Raw genomic sequence first — 20396 nt, forward strand, 5'->3', positions numbered from 1 at the left:
AGACTTTGAGGCAATTTTGCATGGGGAGGTCGTGGGAATGCGCTTCGGTCTAAGGTTGGCAATGGTGCTCGCCGTCGCGTTCGGTGTCGGCATCATGCCGTCGGTCGCTGCGCAGCCTGCGGAAAAGGGCAAGATCACGTCGTCGCCGGTTCGCAAGGCGAAGCCGGTGAGTCAGAAAGCGAAAAAGGCTGCGCCGGGCAAAAACCGACAAAAAGCCGCTGCGGTACGCAAGAAGTCCGTTTCACAAGCGTCGTCGAAAAATGCAGTGGCGTTGGGTGAAACGCAGCACTTGGCGGTGCGCTCGGGGTCTGCGCTTGTCGTTGAACAGGGCGGCCGCGCGTTGTATCAGAAGAATGCCGACAGTGTTGTCCCGATAGCCTCGATCACCAAGCTGATGACGGCGATGGTCGTGCTTGACAGCGTGCCTGATCTGAATGGGGCTGTCGTGATTTCCGATGAGGACGTCGATTATCTCCGTGGAAGCCGATCGCGGTTGCATGTGGGGGTGACGATACCGAGGGAAACCGCCTTGCTGCTCGCCCTGATGTCTTCAGAGAATCGGGCGGCTCATGCCTTGGCTCGGCATTATCCGGGGGGGCTGTCGGCGTTCGTCGCCGCGATGAACGCCAAGGCGCGGTCGCTTGGGATGCTGAGTACTCGCTTTGAGGATCCCACCGGGTTGACCAGTAACAATGTATCGACGGCGAATGATCTGGCCAAGATGGTTGCTGCCGCGCATCGCTATCCGCTTATTCGCGAGTTGTCGACGACGCCGGAGGCGACGGTCGAGATCGCCGGGCGGCAAATGGCATTCAGGAATACCAACCCGCTGGTCAAGAATGCGGCATGGGACGTTGGTGTTTCAAAGACCGGCTACATTCACGAGGCCGGGAAGTGTTTGGTCATGCAGGCCCGTGTTGCCGACAAGCCGGTGGTCATTGTTCTGCTCGACTCGGCCGGCAAGCTGACGCGTGTGGGCGATGCCAACCGTATCAAGCGCTGGATGGAAAGCGCGCACGCGGCGCGTCAATTGCCGACGCATGTCGCCGCCCAGGTGGCGGGCGGTCAAGGTTGAAAGCGGCTTGGCGAGTGTTGCGTCTGGTGGGTTACCCGTATCGGGCCTGTTGGCGATAGCCCAGAGCGTACGAGATCGATTCGGTGGCTTTCCTGAGCTGCTCCGGCCAGTCGGAATGATGCCGGTCGGTCGGGGCTGAAATCGACAAGCCGGCCACGACCAGTCCTTCGTCGTTGCGGATCGGCGTGGCGACGCAGCGCAAGCCGATCTCGGCTTCTTCGTTGTCGTACGCGAGATCCGTCCGGCGGATTGTTTCGAGTTCCTTCTCCAGTTGTTCGAAGCCGGTCAGGGAGAACGGGGTTTTCCCCGGCAGACCGGTGCGTTCGGCGTAGGCGCGGACGTTGGCCGTCGTATCGGCAGCCAGGAACAGCTTGCCAAGCGAGGTAAGGTGCAGCGGGGCACGGGCGCCGACGAGATACACCACCCTGACCAGCGAGCGACCACTCGAGGTCCGTTCGAGGTAGACGATTTCATCGCCGTCACGGATGCCCAGGTTGATGGCCTCGCCGATCGACTCATGCAGGTTCTGCATGAACGGCAACGCGATTTCGCGGATATTGAAACGCGACTTGACGACGTTGCCCAATTCGAGGAAGCGGATGCCCAAGGCGTAGGTGCCGGCCTCGTATCGCTCGACGAGGCGGGAATGGGTCATTGCCGCGAGAATCCGGTGCGCCGTTGAGGGATGGAGTCCCGTCGCCTTGGACAGGGACTTGAGTGACGCCGGTTCCGGCGCATCCGCCAATGCGTCGATCAACGACATCATCCTTTCGATGACCTGAATCGACCCCTTTGCTTCTGGTTGTTCCACCGTTACATTCCTGTAAGATTTCTTCTTTTGTTGGCTGGCAAGTCGTGCATATCCGTGCATTTTCGTTGTGCTTGCCAGGCTGTCAGCACTGTGCGCAGGCCAAAAAACGGGGTTCATCTTACCATCATGATCATCCTGAAGCAGATTCTCTGGCGATTCGATGCATTTTAGCGAGGATACCCGCGCGATTCCCCTCTGGATCAACGGGCGTGCCTGCCTGCGGTTGACACCCGCGTTCGTTGACGTTCGCGCCCCCGTCTCCGGAGCCGTTCTGAGGAGAGTTCCTGTATGCGGAACCGGCGATGTCGAGGAGGCCATCCTTTCGGCGCAAGCCGCTTTGCCCGCGTGGGACGGGCTGGACAAATCCTGGCGGCGCCAATTGCTGTCGAGCCTGGGAGACGCGCTGGAGGCACTGGCTGACCATTTCATGTGGCTGTTTTCTGAAGAGGCCGGTGTGTCCGTCGAGCAGGCTGGCACGGTTGTCGCGGAAATCGTCATGCGCCTGCGCACTCCCGATCCACTATCCGTGGCGGGCGTGGTCGTCGTTACCAGTGAATCCGCGAGTGACGTGGCGAAGCTTGTCGGGCTCGCGGCTGCCGCGCTGGCTGCGGGGGGCAGTGTCATCGTCTGCCCGCCGTTGCTGGCGCCGTCGGCGCTGCTGGCACTGGCGGAACTGTCCGGGCGCTGCGGTTTTCCCGCGGGGGTGGTGAGTGTCGTCTATCCGGACAGTCGTGTACTGGCAGAACTGCACGGCCGGCCCGGCCTGACGATTCTTTCCCGCTAGTTCTCATTCTTGCGCGGGATCGGTGCGTTTCGCCCCCGCGGCTTCGCGAACGAAAACCAGCGCCTCGGAGATGCTCTCTTCGAGTTCCGGCGTGGCGGGCGGATTCAGGTAGCTGGCGAACAGCGGCAGCGGGACGAGTTGCAGCGCCGTCCGGATCGGGACGATGCCGTGGTGAAGTTTGAGTTCATCGACGGCGACGCGGGGCAGCGTGGCGAGGCCAAAACCGCTCTCCGCCAGTTTGACCAGCGCGGAGATCGAGGTCACGGTATGCACCCGCTTGTTGGTGATCCCGGCCTTGCCGAGGCTGTCGACGAGCGCCATGTGCGGCTGCGAGTCGCGCTGGAAAGTGAGCAACTCCCAGGACATCAGTTCGTCGATATCCAGACGGGTGTCCTCCCTGAGCGAAGCAGGTCCGACGAAAACCATTTCCAGCGACGGGAAGCGTTCGCTGACGATGCCCTTGCCGAACGGCTGGTCGGCCGAGAAGATCAGGTCGAGGCCGCCGCGGCGGATCTGCTGGTGCAGTACCGGCGTGGTTTCGACGTTGAGCTCGAATTCGATATGCGGCTTGGTGCGTTTCAGCCGCTCCATCGTCGGGATCAGCCAGGCGTGGAGAATCGTTTCGATCGCGCCAAGGCGCAGCGAGAAGCGGGCGATGCCGTTGCCGCACAGTTCGTATTTGAGGTCGTGCTGCAGGGCCAGCAGGCGTTCCGCGTAGGTCAGGAAACGCTCGCCGGCGCTGGTAAGCCGGAACAGCCGGTCGCGGCGGTCGAGCAGCGGCGCGCCGATTTCCTGTTCGAGCACGGCGATGCGGCTGGAGACCGCGGACTGGGTGAGGAACAGTTTGTCCGCCGTGCGACTGATGCTCTGCAGGCGGGCAACCCAGACGAAGGTTTCGACGAAGCGTAGATTCACGGTAGATGCATTAAAGCGATTTTTTTGGATTCGGCGGATTGTAGCTCCAAAAAAATCGATGGACCGGTCGCGAAAAAATAAGTTTGTTTTGATAGCGGTTCGCATCGCATACTTTCCCCGTCAGTTTGTTGAAGGACTTCAGCATGACGATTTGCACTACCGCGGCCGGGGTGGGTTGTCTCCAGGCCAGCACGGGCGTCGAGGCCCGTCACATGATTCGCTCCGGGAACTGGTCGGGGCATACCAGCGGCACCGCGCCGAACTTCGTGCAGGGTAATCTGGCGATTCTGCCGGCCGATCTGGCCAACGATTTTCTGCGTTTCTGCCAGCGTAATCCGAAGCCATGTCCGCTGCTTGGCGTTTCAGAGCCCGGCGATCCGCGCTTGCCATCGTTGGGAGCGGATCTGGACATCCGTACCGACGTGCCGGCGTATCGCGTCTGGCGTCACGGCGAACTCGTCGAGGAGGTGACGGACATTCGTGCTCTCTGGCGCGACGATCTGGTGTCCTTCGTCATCGGCTGCTCGTTCTCCTTCGAGCAGGGATTGATCGACGCCGGCATTCCGTTGCGCCACGTCGCAGAAGGGCGCAACGTGGCGATGTACCGGACCAATATGCCGACCGTGCCGGCTGGGGTGTTTCACGGGCCGATGGTCATGTCGATGCGGCCGATGACCGCGGCCAATGCGATTCGTGCGGTGCAGGTGACTGCGCGCACACCGGCGGTGCACGGCGCGCCGGTGCATCTGGGCGACCCGTCGCTGATCGGTATCGCCGACCTGCAGAAACCGGATTTCGGCGATGCGGTGGCGGTGATGCCGGACGAATTGCCGGTGTTCTGGGCCTGCGGTGTGACGCCGCAATCCGTGATCATGGAGGCGAAGCCGGAGTTCTGCATCACGCATTCGCCGGGCAAGATGCTGGTGACCGATCTGCTCGATCGGGACTTTGCTTTTTCCTGAACAGGAGGTTGTTCGACCAACGATGTAGCCAAACCGGGTTTCGTGAGTTGCCGGATCCGTGTTTTTCCAATGTGAATTCGAGCGTATAAACCCTCTCCGGGTCACGCGCATTTCGCAGCACTGGTTTTCGATTCACGGAACGGAGGTGGTTCCGTGCTTCGCTTCTTTCCACCCGCATGAAAGGAACCATCGCCATGAAAAAACACTTGCTTGCAACCGCCGCGCTGGCCGCTGTTCTTGCTTCCTCCGTCTCGGCTCAGACCTTGCCGAAGACGCATCTGAAGGTCGTCGGCGGCCTGAGCAACCTGACGGCGTACAACGATTACGAAAAGCCGTTCTGGACCAACGTCGTGCCGAACCTGTCGAACGGGCAGGTGACCGCCGAGATCAAGGGGTTCAACGAGATGGGCCTGAAGGGGCCGGAAATCCTGCGCCTGATGTCGCAGGGGGTGATCGAGTTCGGCACCGCTACCCTGTCCTATTTCGCCAGCGACAATCCGATCAACGAGGCGATCGATCTGGCCGGCCTGACTGCCGATGCCAAGAGCGCGCGCGCCGTCGTCGACGCGTTCGAGCCGGTCTATGGCAAGTTCTACGGCCCGGGGAGCGGCATCAAGGTGCTCGGCATTTCGCCCTATCCGGCGCAGGTGCTGTTCTGCAATGCGGAGATCAAGGGGCTGACCGACATCAAGGGCAAGAAGGTGCGCACCAGCAGCCGCACCCAGGCCGAGTTCATCGAGGCGCTGGGCGGGTCGAGCGTGACGATGGCCTTTGGCGAGGTGGTGCCGGCGATGCAGAACAAGGTCGTCGATTGTGCCATTACCGGGTCACTGTCCGGCTATTCGGCCAAGTGGTACGAAGTGGCGACGCACCTTTACGCGCTGCCGATCAACTGGAACTCGCAGATCCACGGGGTTAACCAGAAGGCCTGGAACAAGATCGATCCGAAGGTGCAGGATTTTCTGCTGACCAACATCAAGGCCATGGTCGGCAACATGTGGGACGCCGCGGCGGTGCAGACTCAGCAAGGGTATGACTGCAATACCGGCGCTGTCGCCTGCACCCTCCCGGTCAAGGGCAAGATGGTCCTCGTGACGCCGAGCGACGCTGACCGTGCACTGTTGAAGAAGATCATGCAGGAGCAGGTCCTGCCCAAGTGGGCGGCCCGCTGTTCGGCAGCTTGCGTCAAGGACTTCAACGCGACCATCGCCAAGGTCGTCGGGATGACCGCCAAGAAGTAGTCCAGTCTTGCGCCGCCGGCGTTCCGCCGGCGGCGGCAGTTCCCAGAACAAATTTATTCAGAGGCCCGCTATGACCTCCCTTGAATCGCCCAACTTTTTCGCGCGATTGCTTCATTACGCCAACCGCCTGTCGCTCGCCGCCGTATTGTTTGGCGGCACGATCACCTTGGCCAGCGTGCTGCTTATCTGCTTCGACGTGATCGTTCGCAAGTTCTTCGGCTTCACCACCGGCGGCGCGGACGAATTGTCCGGATATGCCTTTGCCATCAGCACTTCGTGGTCGCTGGCCTTCGTCGTGCTGCACCGCGGCAACGTCCGGGTAGATGCCCTCTACCAGCATTTGCCTGTTCGGCTGTCGGCCATTCTCGACTGGTTGTCGCTGGTTGCGCTGGGGGTGTTCATGGCGTTCCTTACCTACTACGCCTCGTTTGTCGTCGATATGTCGTGGGCCCAGAACTCCGCCGCCAATACGCCCCTGGCGACACCCTTGTGGATTCCGCAGGGGTTGTGGTTTCTCGGTTTTGCCTGGATGTGCCTGGTCCTGGGCCTGATGCTGGTGCGCGCATCCGTGGCTCTGGTGACCGGCGACATCACCACGGTCAAGGATCTGTGCGGAGTGCGTTCCGCTGAAGAGGAGGCGCAGGAGGAGGCCGAGATGGGTGAGCGTTTGGTCAAGGGAGAAATAGCATGATCGCAACGACGCTGATTCTTCTCCTCGTGCTGATCGGTATCAGCATCCCCGTCGGCGCAGCGCTTGGTGTGCTTGGCCTGTTGCTCGACCCGTTGTTTTCGATGCTGCCACTGTCGCGTGCGCTCGGCGAACTTTCGTGGAGTACGAGCAATGAATTTCTCCTGGTGGCGATTCCGCTGTTCGTCATGCTTGGCGAGATCCTGCTGCGCGCCGGTTTTGCCGAGCGCATGTACGCGTCGATGAGCCAGTGGCTGTCCTGGCTGCCCGGCGGATTGATGCACGCCAACATCGGCGCGTCAACGTTGTTTGCCGCGACGTCGGGGTCCAGTGTGGCCACCGCGGCGACCGTCGGTACCGTGGCAATTCCCCAGATCAAGCGTTACGGCTACAACGAGCCGTTGTTTCTCGGCAGCATCGCGGCTGGCGGGACGTTGGGAATCCTCATCCCTCCGTCAATCAACCTGGTGATCTACGGGGTGCTGACCAATTCGTCGGTGCCGCAGTTGTATCTGGCCGGCTTCATCCCGGGTTTCGCTCTGGCCGTATTGTTCATGGCAATCGTTGTTGTCGCCTGCCTGGTCAAACCGGAATGGGGCGGTCAGCGCATCACGGCCACCTGGGGAGAGCGGATCTCCGGGTTAAAACACTTGTTGCCCCCCTTGGGTATTTTTGTGATGGTCGTGGGCTCGATTTACGCCGGACTGGCAACGCCGACCGAAGCGGCAGCACTCGGGGTGTTCGGCGCCTTGATCCTCGCCGCCGTTTTCAAACGCCTGAGCCTGACGATGTTGCGCGAAGTGATGGAAGGAACGATGCGTTCGACGGCGATGATCATGCTGATCGTCGTGGCGGCGAGTTTCCTCAATTTCGTGATGTCGGCCACCGGGGTTACGACGGCGCTGACCGAGTCGATCAGCGGACTGGGCCTTTCGCCCGGCTGGATGCTGCTGGTCGTGGTGATCTTCTACGTCGTGCTCGGCTGCTTCATGGAAACGTTGTCGATGATGATCGTGACGATCCCGATCGTTGCGCCAATCATGGTCGGGCTCGGCTATGACCCGATCTGGCTGGGCATCGTCATCGTCGTGCTGGTGGAGACGGCGTTGATCACCCCGCCAGTCGGAATGAACCTGTTCGTGGTGCAGAGCCTGCGCAAGAGCGGTTCGATGAACGCGGTGATCCTCGGCTCGCTGCCGTTTGTTGTCGCCTTGTTCGCCATGGTTGCGTTGCTGGCGTTCTTCCCGGGTCTGGCGATGTGGCTGCCCGGTGTCGTCGGTTAGAGATTCTTTTTAGTTGAGACGAGAAAAAACATGAGACTGGATTTTGATGTCGAAAGTGTGGATGGCGACAAGCGGATCACCGTCGAGATCGATACGCTGGTCGTCGCCGGCTGGGCCGGCCGCGATCTGGCGGCGATCGAGCACCACATCGAGGAACTGGCGGCGCTGGGCGTGCCGCGCCCGAGCGCCGTGCCGCTGTACTACCGGGTGGCCGAGAATCAGCTGACGCAGGCGCCGCACATCCAGGTGCTCGGGCCGGGTTCGTCGGGCGAGGTCGAGGTGCTGGTGTTCTCGACGGGCGGCGAGATGTACGTGAGCCTTGCCTCGGATCACACCGACCGTAAACTGGAAGCGCAAAGCGTGGCGCTGGCCAAGCAGGTGTGCGCGAAACCCGTGGCCAGCCGCGCCTGGCGTTACGCTGACGTGGCGGCGCGCTGGGACACTCTGGTGATCCGTTCCTTCATCCCGGAAAACGGCGCGCAGGTGACCTATCAGGAAGGCGCGCTGGCGGCACTGCGCCCGCCGCTGGAACTGATCGCCGGCTACCTCGGTCGGCCGGCGGCGATGTTGCCCGAAGGCACGGCGATGGTCTGCGGCACGGTCGGCGCCATCGGTGGCATCCGGCCGGCCTCCGCGTTTGCGATGGAATTGTTCGATATGGAAACCGGGCGGCGCCTGCAGCATCGCTACACGATCGAAACCCTGCCGGAAGTGGCCTGAGATGGGAACGCTGAAGACAATCGCCGAATACGCGGCCGCCTTGCGCGACGGCCGCACCACGGCCGTGACGCTGGTCGACGAGGCGCTGGCGCGCATTGCCAATCCTGAGAGCGAAGGGCAGCGCACCTTCACCGCGGTTCATGCCGAGCAGGCGCGTGTTGCGGCGGTTGCCTCCGATCTCCTGCGTGGGGCCGGGCTCGCACGCTCGCCGCTCGAAGGCTTGCCGGTTTCCATCAAGGACCTGTTCGACGTGGCCGGCGAAACGACGCTGGCCGGTTCGGTGGTACTCAAGGGCGCTGCGCCGGCGGTGGCCGACGCCGAGGTGGTCCGGCGCTTGCGCGCCGCGGGCGCGGTCATCATCGGGCGCACCAACATGACCGAGTTCGCCTATTCCGGGCTTGGTCTCAATCCGCATTACGGTACGCCGCGCAACCCGTGGGAACGATCGGTCGGGCGCATTCCCGGCGGCTCGTCGTCGGGGGCGGCGGTCTCCGTGGCCGATGGCATGGCCGTGGCCGGCATCGGCTCGGATACCGGCGGCTCGGTGCGCATTCCGTCGGCGCTGTGCGGGCTGACGGGGTTCAAGCCGACGGCACGACGGGTGCCAAAGAGCGGCGTCTTGCCGTTGTCGAAGAATCTGGATTCGATCGGCCCGCTGGCGCCGAGCGTGGCCTGCTGCGCAGTGCTGGACGCGATCATGGCCGGCGAGGCAGCGGAGATTCCTGCCCCGGCGGAAGTGTGCGGGCTGCGTCTGCTGGTGCCGACCACGGTGGCGCTGGACGACATGGACGAGACGGTGGCCGGCGCGTTTCGCCGGGCACTGTCCGCGCTGTCGGCCGCCGGGGCGCTGGTGCGCGAAGCTCCCCTCCCGGCCTTTTCCCGTCTTGCCACGATCAACGCCAAGGGCGGTTTCACTGCGGCCGAAGCCTGGGCCTGGCACCGGGAGCTGATCGGGCGCGCCGCCGGCAGCTACGATCCGCGCGTGGTGTCGCGCATCCAGCGCGGCAAGGAGATGTCGGCCGCCGACCTGCTCGACGTGCTCGAAGCGCGCGCGGCCTGGATCGCCGAGGTGGAATCGGCGATTTCCGGTTTCGATGCGCTGCTCATGCCGACGGTGCCGCTGGTCGCGCCGAAGATCGCCGACCTCGCCGCGTCCGATGAAGCGTACTTCCGCGCCAACGGATTGATGCTGCGCAATCCGACGCTGATCAACTTCCTCGACGGTTGCGCGCTGTCGATCCCCTGCCACGCACCCGGTGAGGCGCCGGTCGGGCTGATGCTCGCCGCCGGCGCGATGAACGACCGGCGGATCCTGGCGGTCGGTCGCGCGTTGGAGGCCTGCCTGCGCCCGCTCGTGCGCGGTGGAAGTGCGCAATGAGAGTGATCCTGCAGCGCGTGCTGTCGGCGCGCGTCGAAGTGGGCGGTCAGGTAACCGGCGCCATCGGTCCCGGACTGCTGGTCCTCGCCGGCTTCGAGGAAAGCGATGACGACAAGGCCGTCGCCTGGATGTCGTCGAAACTGACCCGGATGCGCATCTTCCCGGACAGCGACGGCGTGATGAACCGCAGCGTTCTCGATGTCGGCGGAGAACTCCTGGCCGTCAGCCAGTTCACCCTGTTCGCCTCGGTGCGCAAGGGCAATCGCCCGTCGTGGAGCCGGGCCGCGGCGCCGGCCGTTTCCAGCCCCTTGTTCGACCGCTTCGTTCGCCAGCTCGAAACGGATCTCGGGCGCCCCGTGCCGACCGGGGTTTTCGGCGCGGACATGAAGGTGCATCTGGTCAACGACGGGCCGGTGACGCTATTCATTGACTCGGCGGAACCAGAGTAGCTTTTCGGCTGTTTCGCCCAGGGTACGGAAATCCGCAATTGCCTTCCCCTGTCACCGCGCTAGCATGCGTTACTACGTTGTCTGCCTCTGCGGAGATATCGTGACTTGCCGGCTTACAGGCAAGCGTCCATGCTTCGGGAACTGTCGGTGGGACGGCCGGCAATTCCACGGGCTTCAAGGGGGAATATGTCCTTGTTTGCATCTGGTATCTGTTTGCCCGGCTCTCTGGCGAGGACTATAATCGCCGGGATGCCTGCCAGCCGCGGAAACCGACCTATTGGGGCACGCCGACCGACGGCGGGGTGGTTTGCCGCTGCAGTTCAAGATACCTAGCGCCGCGTGCAAGACGCTGGCGCTTTTTTTTTGTCAATTGTCATCATCATCAAGTAAAGGAGCATGAGGAATGTCATTACCCTTCCCGATTCTCACTGCTGAGGAAGCGGCGGAACTGATCCAGGACGGCCACAATATCGGCTTTAGCGGCTTTACCGCGGCCGGTGCCGCCAAGGCGGTTCCCTACGCGCTCGCGCAAAAGGCACGTCGCGAGCATGAAGCCGGGCGGCCGTTCAAGGTCGGCGTGCTGACCGGTGCTTCGACTGGAAAATCGCTCGACGGCGCACTGGCCGAAGCCGAAGCGATCAGCTTCCGTACCCCGTACCAGGGCAATCCGACGCTGCGCAAGCAGATCAACGCGGGCAAGGTCCGCTTTTTCGACATGCACCTTTCTGCGGTAGCGCAACAGGTGCGTTACGGCTTCCTCGGCAAGGTCAACTGGGCCGTCGTCGAAGCCTGTGATCTGACCGCCGGCGGTGGCGTCGTGCTGTCGACCTCGGTCGGCGTGTCCAATACCTACCTGCGCCTGGCTGACAAGGTCATCATCGAGCTCAATGCCAAGCACCCGGCTTCGCTCCTCGGCCTGCACGACATCTTCGAGCCGAAGGATCCTCCCGGCCGCAGCGAAATCCCGATCTACAGCGCCTCCGACCGTTGCGGCTCGCCGATCTGCCTCGTCGATCCGAAGAAGATCGTCGGTGTCGTGTTCACCAACCTGCCCGACGAAGCCGGCGGTTTCGAGGATCCGACCCCGGTGACCGACCAGATCGGCCAGAACGTGGCCGATTTCCTGGCCGCTGAAATGCGCGCCGGGCGTGTGCCTAACACCTTCCTGCCGTTGCAGTCCGGTGTCGGCAACGTGGCCAACGCGGTGCTCGCCGCGCTCGGCGTCAGCAAGGACATTCCGGCGTTCGAGATGTACACCGAAGTGCTGCAGGACTCGGTCATCCCACTGATCGAGAATGGCCGCTGCAAGTTTGCCTCGACCTGCTCGCTGACGTTGAGCGCCGAGGTGATGGCCAAGGTGGTTGGCAACATCGAGTTCTTCAAGAAGCACCTCGTGCTGCGTCCGCAGGAAATCTCGAACAACCCCGAACTGGTGCGCCGTCTCGGCATCATCTCGATGAATACCGCGCTGGAAATGGACCTCGGCGGTAACGTGAACTCGACGCACGTGCTCGGCACGACGATGATGAACGGAATCGGCGGCTCGGGCGATTTCACCCGCAATGCCTATATCTCGATCTTCTCCTGCCCGTCCACCGCGAAGAACGGCATGATTTCTGCGATCGTTCCGGTGGCTTCGCACATGGACCACAGCGAGCACTCGGTGCAGGTGCTGATCACCGAGCAGGGCGTTGCCGACCTGCGTGGCAAGGATCCGCACGAGCGTGCGCAACTGATCATCGACAACTGCGCACACCCCGATTTCCGGGACGAGTTGCGCGAGTACCTGAGCCTTGTGGACAAGAACATCCATGAGCCGGTCTCCCTGTCGATGGCCTTCGCGATGCACCGCAAGTTCAAGACGACGGGCGACATGCGCAACGTCAACTGGAAGGAGTATCTGGACTAAGCCAGTCCGGAACTGTTGCCATTCAGCACCCGAGAGCCTCCCGCGTGGAGGCTCTTTTGTTTTTTGTCATGCGCGCGGGATGCAATCCGCGTGGAGTTGTGATGCAATGGCGGGCGAACACATTCAGGGTGTGAAAAAACAATGATTGCAGGGCTCTTTGGGCGCTTGGGGATTCGCGGCAAGCTGATCCTGATCTTCATCGCCATCAAGGTGGTGCCGCTGGTGCTGCTTGCCGGCTACGCCTGGAAGGCGGCTGAAAATCTTGGCGAGGGCGTGTCGGCGCGCGGTGTGCAGATGGCCGACGCGATGCGCAAGACACAGCAGCAGACCGGCAAGACGGCAATCGACGACGCGGTGCGTGCCCTCGACGAGCGATCGCGCGAGGCCATCGAATCCCTGACGACCAGCCTGGCCCGCCAGGTTGCCGACTTCCTCTACGAGTGCGACAGCGACGTCCTGCGGGCGGCGGCACTCGACGTGTCTGAAAGCGAGTACCGGCGGTTCCTCACGGGGCATGCCCGGCCCTTGTACGAGCACGGGCGTTATGTGCCTTCCGCCGATGGCAAGGGCTGGGTTCCCGAAGCGCAGGCCGCCGCGGAAAATCCGGTGCGGCAGCCGCTGCCGGACAACGCGCGGAATTTCCACAGCCGGGTACCCGAGGATTTCGGGCATCGCGTGCTGACTCCGCTGTTCCTTGAAATGACCTTCGTCGATCTCCAGGGGATGGAAAAGCTCAAGGTGCAGCAGGGCGAGCTGTTGCCGCGGGGTTTGCGTGATGTCAGCCGTCGGGAGAATACCTACGTCAAGGCGGAGACCTACTGGCCGGAGTTGCAGAAGCTCAAGGCGGGCGAGGTCTACGTGTCCGAGGTGATCGGCCCGTACGTGCGCACCGACTGGATTGGCCCGTACACCAAGGCCCGCGCGGAGGAACTCGGCAAGCCGTTTGCCCCGGAGGCCTCGGGTTACGCCGGACTGGAGAATCCCGTCGGCCAGCGCTTTCGCGGCATCGTTCGCTGGGCGACGCCGGTCGAGCGAGAGGGCAAGATCATCGGCTACGTGACGCTGGCGCTCGATCACGCGCACCTGATGGCGTTTACCGACGGCGTCCGGCCGACGCCGGAGCGTTTCGCCCCGATCGCCGATCCGGCCTCCGGCAACTATGCCTTCATCTGGGATTACAAGAGCCGTTCGATCTCGCATCCTCGCGACTATTTCATTGCCGGCTACGATCCCGAAACCGGCGAGCCGGCCGTGCCCTGGATGGATGAGGAACTCTGGACCGAATGGAAGGCCAGCGGCAAGTCGTGGCAGGCGTTTTCCGGCGGGGTGCCGCCGTTCCGCGACCAGTCGCTGAAGCGCAAGCCGTCGCCGGAGTCGAGCACGTCCGGCAGCGTCGGGCTGGACTGCCGTTACCTCAATCATTCGCCGCAATGCCACGGCTGGGATGCCTTGACCGAACACGGCGGTTCCGGCTCGTTCGTGATCTTTTTCTCCGGCCTGTGGAAACTCACCACGGCGGCGGCGATCCCGTATTACACCGGACAGTACGGCGCGAGCAAGCGCGGCTTCGGCTACGTGACGATCGGCGCCAACGTCGATGATTTCCACAAGGCGGCGACCGAGTCCGGCAAGCGCATCGATGCGCTGATCACGGCGGCCGACGAAAAGCTCCATCTGGAACGCGAAGGGATGTTGGCAGCGATCGCCGACCATCTCGCCTCGACGGCGTTCGGTCTGGCAGCGTCGACGGCAGTGATGATCGTTCTGGTGATCGTCATCGCCATCTGGATGGCCAGTGTGCTGACCCGGCGGATTACCCAGATGAGCGGTGGTATCCGCCGCTTCCAGGAGGGCGATCTGGCCTACCGGCTCGACGTCAATGGACAGGACGAAATGGCGGACCTGGGGCGTTCATTCAATCTCATGGCGGACGATGTCCAGCATTCGTTCAGCCGCCTCGACGAAGCCCGGCGCGCGGCGGAGTCGGCCAACCGGCTGAAGAGCGAGTTCCTCGCCAGCATGTCGCATGAGTTGCGGACGCCGCTCAACGGCATCCTCGGTTTCTCCGAACTGCTGGAATCGGAGTTGTCCGATCCGGTGCAGCGCGAGTATGCGCAGACCATCCGCGTCAGTGGCTCGCACCTGCTGGCGCTGGTGACCGATGTGCTCGATCTGGCCAAGATCGAGGCGGGGAGGATGACCTTCAATCTGGGGCTAATCGATCTGCCCGATTTGTTGCGCGAGGTGCTGAGCATTCAGTCGGCGCATGCGCGCAAGAAAGGGCTGGCGCTCGAACTGGTCGAAGAGGCGCTGCCCGCGTCGGTCTACGCCGACGGGATGCGCTTGCGCCAGATCATGTTCAACCTGACCGGGAACGCCCTGAAATTCACCGCGCAGGGTAGCGTCACCGTGCGGGCTCGATCGGAAGTGATCGATGGACGCGATTTCGTGCGCATCGAGGTCGAGGATACGGGCATCGGCATCCGTCCCGAGGAGCAGCAGATCATCTTCGAGAAATTCCGCCAGAGCGAGTCCTTCTCCACCCGCAGTCACGAAGGCAGCGGACTCGGGCTGGCATTGGCCAAGCAGCTCGCCGAGCACATGGGCGGGCGGATCGGAGTGAGCTCGACGCCGGGCGTCGGCTCGGTATTCTTCGTTCTCCTGCCGGCGCACAACGGCGTGGACTGAGGCGAGGAAATGCGCATGGTCAGAGAAAGGCTGGCGCTGGTTGTCGATGACGTGCCGGTCAACCGCCAGCTGGCCGCCGCGTATCTGGCCCGCCTCGGCTGGGAGGTCGAGCAGGCTGACGGTGGCAAGGCGGCGCTCGACTGGCTCGCCCGCAATCCGGCGGTTCGTCTGGTTCTGCTCGACATCGGCATGCCCGACCTCGACGGCGAGGCGGTTTGTCGCGAGATACGCTGCAAACTGGCGTTTGCCGGACTGGCCGTCGTCGCCTACACGGCGCATGCCTTGCCCGCCGATGTCGAGCGGTTCCTCGCCGGCGGCTTCGATGCGGTGCTGATCAAACCGGTGTCGCTGCAAATGGTGCGCGATGTGATCGCGCGGCTTCTCCCCGGCTGACCCCGGGGCTTTTCGCAATTTCTGACAAGACGGAGCGAGTCATGAAGGTAGGTTTTATCGGCTTGGGGATCATGGGGCGACCGATGGCGCTCAACGTGATGAAGGGTGGGCATTCGTTGAAGGTCTGGGCGCGGCGTCCGGAATCGGTGCGGCCGCTGATGGATGCGGGCGCGCAGGTAGTCGATACCCCGGCAGAGCTGGCGGGCAGCGTGGATGTTCTCGTCACCATGGTCGCCGACGCGCCGGACGTTCAAGCCGTCATGCTCGGCGAACAGGGCGTCGCGTCGGGCGCCCGCCTGGGGCTCGTGGCGGTGGATATGAGCACCATCCTGCCGGCCGCGGCGCGGCGTGTCGGGGCTGAGTTACAAACGCATGGCGTCGAATTTCTCGACGCGCCGGTGTCCGGCGGCGAGCCCGGGGCGATTGCCGGGACGCTGTCGATCATGGTCGGCGGTTCCGAGGCCGCCTTCGCGAAGGCCCGGCCGGTGCTGGAGAGCATGGGCAAGAATATCGTCCATGTCGGCTTCTCGGGCGCAGGACAGGTTGCCAAGGCGGCCAACCAGATCCTCACCGGCGTCGGCGTTCTGGCCGTGGCCGAGGCACTCAATTTCGCCCGCTGCAACGGCGCCGATCCGGCCAAGGTGCGCGAGGCGATGCTGGGCGGCTCGGCCGCGTCGAAAGTTCTGGAAAATCACGGTCAGCGCATGCTCGACCGCAATTTCACGCCGGGATTCAAGTCGTGGATGCACCAGAAGGACATGAACATCGTCATGCAATGTGCGCATGAGCGGGGCATCGCTTCGCCCGCGGCGGCGGTGGCGGCGCAGATGTTCAACGCCATGGTCGGCTCGGGCCTCGGCGAGGCAGATTCCGTGGCCATGCTGCAGTTGCTGGAAGGATTGTCCGGCGGATCGTCGCTATCCTGAGCGCCGGCGCAACGGCTCGAGCAAGTGCCCGAGTCCGTTGTGGTCGATTTCGTGCATCAGGGCGAGCAGTCGGCCGAGTTCGCCGCGCGGGAAGCCCTCGCGGGCGAACCAGTTCAGATAATTGCCGGGAAGGTCGGCGATCCGCCGCCCCTTGTACTTGCCGAACGGCATCGATACGGTGAAAAGCCGGGCGAGATTATCCGGCGACAGGCCGTCCGGTGAGTCCGTCACGGTTTACTTTTTTCGCGTTATCTCGTCGACGGCACGGCGCATCTCGGCGTCCAATATGCCGGTGTCCGTGCCGTAGCAGCGGCCGACGTTGATCTCCTCGATCACGGAATCGTCATCGATCGGGAAATTGGCGCGTGTCGTATCGAAATGCTGCGCTTTCCAGCGCGCCAGCATCAGTTCGTCGTCCCGTAGTCCCGTGGCCATGCCTGCCGGCACGACTGCGCCGTGTTCGATCAAGACCTTGACAACGTCACTCCGCCCGGCGCGGATCGCCATCGACAGCGGTGAAGTGGGCAGGCTGTTGTCGTCGAAATTGATCTTCGCGCCGCGAATCGCCAGTTCGCGTACGATCTCGGCATGGCCCATGAAGCAGGCGATGGCCAGCGGCAGACCGGGGTCGCCCTTGCCGTCATCGAGTTCAAGCTGGGCGCCAGACTCAAGCGCCGCGACGACTTCCGAGAGCCGACCTGTCCTGATGGCCTTGACCAGGTCCGGAGGGGTGTCCACTGCGTATCTCCCAAGGGGTTACTGCATTTGCGCAGCGAATTCTATCATCTGACCTTGGTGATGGTTCTGCGTCGCTTCATGCCAGCGCTGCGTTGATCTGCATCGCGACCGCCTCGGCGACGCGGATGCCGTCGATACCCGCCGAGAGAATGCCACCGGCGTAGCCGGCACCTTCTCCGGCCGGATACAGGCCTTTGACGTTGAGACTCTGCAGGTCGTCACCGCGGGTGAGGCGCAGCGGCGACGAGGTGCGGGTCTCGACGCCGGTCAGCACGGCGTCCGGCAGGGCGAAGCCGCGGATCTGGCGGTCGAATGCCGGGATCGCTTCGCGGATCGCGGCGATGGCGAAATCGGGCAGGGCGGTGGCGAGGTCGGTCAGATGCACGCCGGGCTGGTAGGAGGGCGTGACCGAACCGAGCTGCGAGGAGGCGCGTCCGGCGAGAAAGTCGCCGACGAGCTGCCCAGGCGCCTCGTAGGTGCCGCCGCCAAGTTCGAAAGCGTGGGTTTCGAGCCTGCGCTGGAGGTCGATGCCGGCGAGCGGGTTGTCGGTGCCGCCGAAATCCTCTGGGGTGATATTGACGACGAGGCCCGCGTTGGCGTTACGTTCGGCGCGGGAATACTGGCTCATGCCGTTGGTTACCACGCAATGGGGTTCCGAGGTGGCGGCGACAACCTGTCCGCCCGGGCACATGCAGAAGCTGTAGACGGCGCGGCCGTTGCTGGCGTGGTAGACGAGCTTGTAGTCGGCGGCGCCGAGCAGCGGGTTGCCGGCGTTCGGGCCGTGCCGGGCCTTGTCGATCAGCGTCTGCGGGTGCTCGATGCGGAAACCGACGGCGAATGCCTTGGCTTCCATGAAGACGCCGGCGGCGTGCAGCATGGCGAAGGTGTCGCGCGCGCTGTGGCCGAGTGCCAGCACGACGTGCTCGGCGGCGATGCGTTCGCCGTCGGCGAGCGTGACGCCGCGGACATGGCCTTCTTCGATCTGCAGGCCGGTCACGCGGCTCTGGAAGCGGATCTCGCCGCCGAGGGCGATGATCTCCGCCCGCATCCGCTCGACCATGCTGACCAGGCGGAAGGTGCCGATGTGCGGATGCGCGAGGTAGAGGATTTCCTCCGGTGCGCCGGCCTTGACGAACTCGGTCAGTACCTTGCGCCCGAGGAAGCGCGGGTCCTTGACCTGGCTGTACAGCTTGCCGTCGGAAAAGGTGCCGGCGCCGCCTTCGCCGAACTGTACGTTCGATTCAGGGTCGAGCCGGTTTTCGCGCCACAGCTTCCAGGTGTCCCTGGTGCGTTCGCGCACGGCCTTGCCGCGCTCCAGCACCAGTGGACGATAGCCCATCTGCGCCAGCAGCAACGCGGCGAAGATTCCCGCCGGGCCGAAGCCGACGACCACCGGGCGGGTCTGCAGGTTTTCCGGGGCTCTTGCGACGAAGTGGTAGCTCGCGTCCGGCGAGGGCCCGACCTTGGGATCGTCGGCGAATTTCGCCAGCAGGCGGGGTTCGTCGCCCCCCTCGCCCCCCACCTCGACGTCGACGTTGTAGATGAACGTCGGCGCGTTCTTCTTGCGCGCATCGTGGCTGCGTTTGAAGACGGTGAGCCGCCGGATGGCGGTGACGGCAATGCCGAGACGCTGCGCCGCGGCGGCGGTGAGGGCTTCCGGTGGGTGGTCGAGCGGCAGGCGAAGTTCGTTGATGCGGATCATGGAGTTCCGCTCTGTTGCCCGTAGGTGGCGAATTTTGTCAACACCGTGGCCATTTCGGCGTCATCGAGCAGTACCGGCTGGCCGAGCTGGCAGGCACGCCAGTATTGCTCGCAGAGGCTTTCGAATTCGACGGCGAGGGCGAACATCTGTTCCAGCGTTTTGCCGAATACCAGCGAGCCGTGGTTGGCCAGGAGGCAGGCGCAACGTCCTTCAAGCGCCATCAGCGCGTGGTCGGACAGTTCCTGCGTGCCGAAGGTGGCGTATTCGGCGCAGCGGATCGAGTCGCCGCCGAAACGGGCGATCATGTAGTGGAAAGCCGGAACGTCGCGGCGCAGGCAGGCCAGGCTGGTGGCGAACGGCGCGTGCGCATGCAGGATCGCCCCGGCTTCCGGGCGGCTGACGTAGATATCGTGGTGGAAGCGCCACTCGGTCGACGGCTTGCGGCGACCGTCGGAGGTGCCGTCGAGGCGCATGAAGACGAGATCCTCGGGCACGAGCACATCGTAGTCCATGCCGCTCGGGGTGATCAGGTAGCCGTCGACGCCGTTCTGGCGGGTGCGCACGCTCAGGTTGCCGGCGGCCCCGCGGTTGAGGTTGGCGGGCCCCATGCGGCGGGCGGTTTCGATCAGCAGGCGGCGCGTTTCAGGCATGGCTGTCCTCCGGGTAAAGTGTGCGCAATCCGTCGCCCGACGCCGGGCAGTGACCGCGTTCGGTGATGATCGCGCTGACCAGCCGCGCCGGGGTGACGTCGAAGGCCGGATTGGCGACGGCCGAGTCCGCCGGGATCTGGCGAACCGAGCCCGGCAAACCGGCCGTATCGACACCGTGGGCGACGCGAAGTTCGTCGCCGCTGCGTTCCTCGATCGGGATGGCGTCGCCGTAGGCGCAGGCGAAATCAATGGTGGACCGCGGTGCGGCGACGTAGAACGGCACGCCGGCTTCGCGCGCGGCCAGCGCTTTCAGATAGGTGCCGATCTTGTTGGCCACGTCGCCGTTGGCCGCAATGCGGTCGGCGCCGACGATCACCGCGTCGACGTCGCCGCGTGCGAGGAGCAGCCCCGCCGCGTTGTCGGCGATCAGCGTGAAGGGGACGCCATGGTGTTTGAGTTCCCAAGCCGTCAGCAGGCCCTGGTTGCGCGGGCGAGTCTCGGAGACCCAGACGCGCACCTCAATGCCTTTGTCGAAGGCCGCATAGATCGGCGCCAGTGCGGTGCCGTAGTCGACCGTGGCCAGCCAGCCGGCGTTGCAGTGGGTCATCAGGTCGAGCCGGCCGCGCTTTTCCGCCAGCGGGCGCAGCAAGGCCAGCCCGTGTTCGCCGATGCGCCGGCATTGCTCGGCATCCTCCTCGGCGATCGCCGAGGCCTCGTGCCAGGCGGTCTCGGCGCGCGAACCGGCGGGCAGCTCAGAAAGGCGCGACTGCATGCGCGCCAGCGCCCAGCGCAGGTTGACTGCCGTCGGGCGGGTGGCGGCCAGCGTGGTGATGGCGGTGTTCAGCGTGGCGTCATCGTCGCTGCGTGCGAGCGCCAGCGCCAGCCCGTAGGCCGCGGTGACGCCGATCAGCGGCGCGCCGCGCACCTGCATGCTGCGAATGGCGTGGGCGGCATCTTCGAGGCTGGCCAGGCGGATTTCGCGATACGCGTGCGGCAGCGCCGTCTGGTCGATGATGACGACAGAACAGTGGTCGGGGTCGGGGCGGATGGTCCGCGTGGGAACGTTGTTGACTTTCATTATTGC

Annotated in this window: 20 protein-coding genes; 13 read left to right on the top strand and 7 right to left on the bottom strand. The window is 63.9% G+C overall.

Features of this window, described 5'->3' with window-relative positions; genetic code table 11:
• Positions 1 to 37 precede the first annotated feature (37 nt).
• The gene (pbpG, locus tag BO74_RS04495; RefSeq protein ID WP_496440350.1) at positions 38 to 1075 is read left to right on the top strand and encodes a D-alanyl-D-alanine endopeptidase; all 1038 of its coding nucleotides are present in this window, start codon (positions 38 to 40) and stop codon (positions 1073 to 1075) included.
• A gap of 31 nt (positions 1076 to 1106) precedes the next feature.
• Here the strand turns inward: pbpG and BO74_RS04500 are convergent, their stop codons facing one another.
• Positions 1107 to 1841: an IclR family transcriptional regulator gene (locus BO74_RS04500; RefSeq protein WP_496440403.1), complete on the bottom strand. Its 735-nt coding sequence runs from the start codon at positions 1839 to 1841 to the stop codon at positions 1107 to 1109.
• A 205-nt stretch (positions 1842 to 2046) separates the two neighbouring features.
• Here BO74_RS04500 and BO74_RS04505 point away from each other — a divergent pair, with 205 nt between their 5' ends.
• Positions 2047 to 2670: an aldehyde dehydrogenase family protein gene (locus tag BO74_RS04505; protein ID WP_496440351.1), complete on the top strand. Its 624-nt coding sequence runs from the start codon at positions 2047 to 2049 to the stop codon at positions 2668 to 2670.
• A 3-nt stretch (positions 2671 to 2673) separates the two neighbouring features.
• Here BO74_RS04505 and BO74_RS04510 read toward each other — a convergent pair whose 3' ends face one another.
• Positions 2674 to 3585 carry a LysR family transcriptional regulator gene (locus BO74_RS04510; RefSeq protein WP_496440353.1) on the bottom strand — a complete coding sequence of 304 codons (912 nt, stop codon included), beginning with the start codon at positions 3583 to 3585 and terminating at the stop codon, positions 2674 to 2676.
• A 143-nt stretch (positions 3586 to 3728) separates the two neighbouring features.
• On the opposite strand from BO74_RS04510, the gene BO74_RS04515 reads away from it, so the two are divergent.
• From BO74_RS04515 to BO74_RS04565, 11 genes are all read left to right on the top strand, one after another.
• Entirely contained in the window at positions 3729 to 4547 is an 819-nt protein-coding gene (locus BO74_RS04515) for a putative hydro-lyase (protein ID WP_496440356.1), read from the top strand.
• Between the two features lie 194 nt (positions 4548 to 4741).
• Positions 4742 to 5788, top strand: coding sequence for a TRAP transporter substrate-binding protein (locus tag BO74_RS04520; protein ID WP_496440358.1), 1047 nt, complete (start codon positions 4742 to 4744; stop codon positions 5786 to 5788).
• A 70-nt stretch (positions 5789 to 5858) separates the two neighbouring features.
• Complete coding sequence (locus tag BO74_RS04525; protein WP_496440360.1) at positions 5859 to 6479, top strand: TRAP transporter small permease subunit; 621 nt, start codon at positions 5859 to 5861, stop codon at positions 6477 to 6479.
• On the top strand, positions 6476 to 7759 hold the full coding sequence (locus BO74_RS04530) for a TRAP transporter large permease (RefSeq protein ID WP_496440361.1): 1284 nt from the start codon (positions 6476 to 6478) through the stop codon (positions 7757 to 7759). The genes BO74_RS04525 and BO74_RS04530 overlap by 4 nt, the downstream gene beginning before the upstream one ends.
• Positions 7760 to 7789: 30 nt before the next feature.
• The gene (locus tag BO74_RS04535; protein WP_496440362.1) at positions 7790 to 8479 is read left to right on the top strand and encodes a DUF2848 domain-containing protein; all 690 of its coding nucleotides are present in this window, start codon (positions 7790 to 7792) and stop codon (positions 8477 to 8479) included.
• 1 nt (position 8480) lies between these two features.
• Positions 8481 to 9857 carry an amidase gene (locus BO74_RS04540; protein WP_496440364.1) on the top strand — a complete coding sequence of 459 codons (1377 nt, stop codon included), beginning with the start codon at positions 8481 to 8483 and terminating at the stop codon, positions 9855 to 9857.
• Entirely contained in the window at positions 9854 to 10306 is a 453-nt protein-coding gene (dtd, locus tag BO74_RS04545) for a D-aminoacyl-tRNA deacylase (protein ID WP_496440366.1), read from the top strand. The genes BO74_RS04540 and dtd overlap by 4 nt, the downstream gene beginning before the upstream one ends.
• A gap of 403 nt (positions 10307 to 10709) precedes the next feature.
• Entirely contained in the window at positions 10710 to 12215 is a 1506-nt protein-coding gene (locus BO74_RS04550; protein WP_496440368.1) for a butyryl-CoA:acetate CoA transferase, read from the top strand.
• 141 nt (positions 12216 to 12356) lie between these two features.
• Complete coding sequence (locus tag BO74_RS04555; RefSeq protein WP_496440370.1) at positions 12357 to 14903, top strand: sensor histidine kinase; 2547 nt, start codon at positions 12357 to 12359, stop codon at positions 14901 to 14903.
• 15 nt (positions 14904 to 14918) lie between these two features.
• Complete coding sequence (locus BO74_RS04560; RefSeq protein WP_496440371.1) at positions 14919 to 15296, top strand: response regulator; 378 nt, start codon at positions 14919 to 14921, stop codon at positions 15294 to 15296.
• 41 nt (positions 15297 to 15337) lie between these two features.
• Positions 15338 to 16222 carry an NAD(P)-dependent oxidoreductase gene (locus BO74_RS04565; protein ID WP_496440373.1) on the top strand — a complete coding sequence of 295 codons (885 nt, stop codon included), beginning with the start codon at positions 15338 to 15340 and terminating at the stop codon, positions 16220 to 16222.
• Here BO74_RS04565 and BO74_RS04570 read toward each other — a convergent pair.
• From BO74_RS04570 to mtnA, 5 genes are all read right to left on the bottom strand, one after another.
• Positions 16214 to 16453 (bottom strand): DUF3820 family protein, encoded by a 240-nt coding sequence (locus BO74_RS04570; protein WP_496440374.1) that lies wholly within the window; start codon positions 16451 to 16453, stop codon positions 16214 to 16216. The two genes, BO74_RS04565 and BO74_RS04570, sit on opposite strands and share 9 nt — an antisense overlap.
• 3 nt (positions 16454 to 16456) lie before the next feature.
• Positions 16457 to 16960, bottom strand: a complete 504-nt coding sequence (locus BO74_RS04575) for an ankyrin repeat domain-containing protein (RefSeq protein WP_496440376.1) — start codon at positions 16958 to 16960, stop codon at positions 16457 to 16459.
• A gap of 76 nt (positions 16961 to 17036) precedes the next feature.
• Positions 17037 to 18662, bottom strand: a complete 1626-nt coding sequence (locus BO74_RS04580; protein ID WP_496440377.1) for an NAD(P)/FAD-dependent oxidoreductase — start codon at positions 18660 to 18662, stop codon at positions 17037 to 17039.
• Positions 18659 to 19312 (bottom strand): class II aldolase/adducin family protein, encoded by a 654-nt coding sequence (locus BO74_RS04585; protein ID WP_496440379.1) that lies wholly within the window; start codon positions 19310 to 19312, stop codon positions 18659 to 18661. The genes BO74_RS04580 and BO74_RS04585 overlap by 4 nt, the downstream gene beginning before the upstream one ends.
• Positions 19305 to 20390, bottom strand: a complete 1086-nt coding sequence (gene mtnA, locus BO74_RS04590) for an S-methyl-5-thioribose-1-phosphate isomerase (RefSeq protein ID WP_496440382.1) — start codon at positions 20388 to 20390, stop codon at positions 19305 to 19307. The genes BO74_RS04585 and mtnA overlap by 8 nt, the downstream gene beginning before the upstream one ends.
• Positions 20391 to 20396: the final 6 nt, after the last annotated feature.

Source organism: Propionivibrio pelophilus DSM 12018, assembly GCF_059569095.1.

Coding starts and splice junctions, on each gene's coding strand:
- pbpG (WP_496440350.1), top strand. CDS start 38: ATGCGCTTCGGTCTAAGGTTGGCAATGGTGCTCGCCGTCGCGTTCGGT.
- BO74_RS04500 (WP_496440403.1), bottom strand. CDS start 1,841: ATGATGTCGTTGATCGACGCATTGGCGGATGCGCCGGAACCGGCGTCA.
- BO74_RS04505 (WP_496440351.1), top strand. CDS start 2,047: ATGCATTTTAGCGAGGATACCCGCGCGATTCCCCTCTGGATCAACGGG.
- BO74_RS04515 (WP_496440356.1), top strand. CDS start 3,729: ATGACGATTTGCACTACCGCGGCCGGGGTGGGTTGTCTCCAGGCCAGC.
- BO74_RS04520 (WP_496440358.1), top strand. CDS start 4,742: ATGAAAAAACACTTGCTTGCAACCGCCGCGCTGGCCGCTGTTCTTGCT.
- BO74_RS04525 (WP_496440360.1), top strand. CDS start 5,859: ATGACCTCCCTTGAATCGCCCAACTTTTTCGCGCGATTGCTTCATTAC.
- BO74_RS04530 (WP_496440361.1), top strand. CDS start 6,476: ATGATCGCAACGACGCTGATTCTTCTCCTCGTGCTGATCGGTATCAGC.
- BO74_RS04535 (WP_496440362.1), top strand. CDS start 7,790: ATGAGACTGGATTTTGATGTCGAAAGTGTGGATGGCGACAAGCGGATC.
- BO74_RS04540 (WP_496440364.1), top strand. CDS start 8,481: ATGGGAACGCTGAAGACAATCGCCGAATACGCGGCCGCCTTGCGCGAC.
- dtd (WP_496440366.1), top strand. CDS start 9,854: ATGAGAGTGATCCTGCAGCGCGTGCTGTCGGCGCGCGTCGAAGTGGGC.
- BO74_RS04550 (WP_496440368.1), top strand. CDS start 10,710: ATGTCATTACCCTTCCCGATTCTCACTGCTGAGGAAGCGGCGGAACTG.
- BO74_RS04555 (WP_496440370.1), top strand. CDS start 12,357: ATGATTGCAGGGCTCTTTGGGCGCTTGGGGATTCGCGGCAAGCTGATC.
- BO74_RS04560 (WP_496440371.1), top strand. CDS start 14,919: ATGGTCAGAGAAAGGCTGGCGCTGGTTGTCGATGACGTGCCGGTCAAC.
- BO74_RS04565 (WP_496440373.1), top strand. CDS start 15,338: ATGAAGGTAGGTTTTATCGGCTTGGGGATCATGGGGCGACCGATGGCG.
- BO74_RS04580 (WP_496440377.1), bottom strand. CDS start 18,662: ATGATCCGCATCAACGAACTTCGCCTGCCGCTCGACCACCCACCGGAA.
- BO74_RS04585 (WP_496440379.1), bottom strand. CDS start 19,312: ATGCCTGAAACGCGCCGCCTGCTGATCGAAACCGCCCGCCGCATGGGG.
- mtnA (WP_496440382.1), bottom strand. CDS start 20,390: ATGAAAGTCAACAACGTTCCCACGCGGACCATCCGCCCCGACCCCGAC.